The organism is Candidatus Bathyarchaeota archaeon (genome assembly GCA_030739585.1).
Classification (GTDB): domain Archaea; phylum Thermoproteota; class Bathyarchaeia; order TCS64; family TCS64.
The window spans coordinates 1-1429 of the sequence record JASLYX010000023.1 but is presented as its reverse complement, the minus strand read 5'-3'; the positions used below and the strand labels follow the sequence as shown (position 1 = coordinate 1429).

The window sequence follows — 1429 nt, the reverse complement described above, 5'->3', positions numbered from 1 at the left end:
CTTAAGGATTTAATCCACTGCTCGGGTTTCTACAACCAAAAGGCCAGAAACATCATCGCTATCAGCCATGTTCTCGTGTATGATTCCCAGAACATACTTTTTAATTAGAACTGGTTGGAGAAGTCTTAATAAATATAGTAGTCTTTAGACCTTTTTTCATATTATGGGCATATATATTCTAATCACCACCTCCTAATCAGAATGGAGAGAAAGCAGGTTTGGGTCGAGCCGGACCTTCACGGTATTCTAGTGCAAACTAGGGATGAGCATCGCCTCGGTAGCTTATCGAGGGCTCTAAGGTATCTGTTGAACGGCGGATCGATGTGAGATCATGTCCAAGGAGGAACGAGAGATGTTTAGTCCGTTGAGGACACCGGGGAATATCGAGCTTGGTCTCGACATCAGGACTTCGGATAGGCAGTCCTGCTTTCACCCCGTCTCGACTTCCTTCCCTCAGACTTGGGCATTATCGCAGGATGGAGAACACAGAAACCGGATAAAGAGATGATGGCGATCTCCGACATACTGACCAGAGAACGACATGACATCGAGAAAGTGAAAGATGAATCCCTCTCTCTAATGGTCAAATCTGATTTGACTAATAGCCAATATACTATCTATACTGAAACAATAGTCAAATTATATGATGATATTACTAATTCACATGACGATCCGGTTCTTTCAAGAAGATTAGTCAAATCCCTTTTTACTATTGCCGGATCATATTTCGGTCTCGATGTAATCTTACACCTCCACACACACAGAGCCTACACTCACCTAGAACTCTGGAAAAAATACGGAGTCACCAAACAAACAGCACACAGGATCAAAGAGAGACTCGTAAACCTCGACATCATGAACCCGGAAGCTGTAACCATTAAGAGCAGACCCAATCCCTCCAAGAGAGGACCACATCCAGCCGTCTACACAGCCAAAGGCGTTACACCTGAAGATGTAACAAACGCAATAGAGAGATACTTCACACATTATCCAAAACCAAGCGACACAAAACATCAAGGAGAATTAATCTCAATAGCCGACGAGATTGAGTCCTTCTTCCAAAAAAGATCGATAAACGATGTCAGCATCGGAGACCTGAACAGGTACTTTTCAAACATCTACAGCCGAGAAAACATTAGAGAAATAGCTCCAATTCTGAAAGAAAGAGGAATAAAAGTATGGGGCTGAGAGTGGGAGAAAAATCAAGGATGTTATAGTATGAGTAAGAATAAGGGCATCTTCAGGGAGACTCGTAGGGAGCTTCTGGAAAACTTGGGCGAGGTCATAGAGACAGCCCTCAATAAATTCGCTATGACACGCACGAAGAATAACACTCGACAGGGTTGGGCTCGTGTAATCATCTCTGCGGTGGGAGAGTCTGGAAAGATTCTTCGTGACTTTGAGATCGCCGACTTGGTGGCTCGGGTCG

Annotated in this window: 3 protein-coding genes; 2 read left to right on the top strand and 1 reads right to left on the bottom strand. The window is 43.9% G+C overall.

Annotated features, from left to right (window positions below; genetic code table 11):
* Positions 1-256: 256 nt before the first annotated feature.
* Positions 257-433, bottom strand: a complete 177-nt coding sequence (locus QGG23_08395) for a hypothetical protein (GenBank protein ID MDP6049434.1) — start codon at positions 431-433, stop codon at positions 257-259.
* 26 nt (positions 434-459) lie between these two features.
* Here QGG23_08395 and QGG23_08390 point away from each other — a divergent pair, with 26 nt between their 5' ends.
* Positions 460-1188, top strand: a complete 729-nt coding sequence (locus QGG23_08390; protein ID MDP6049433.1) for a hypothetical protein — start codon at positions 460-462, stop codon at positions 1186-1188.
* 30 nt (positions 1189-1218) lie between these two features.
* On the top strand, positions 1219-1429 hold a 211-nt coding region (locus QGG23_08385), incomplete at its 3' end, for a hypothetical protein (GenBank protein MDP6049432.1).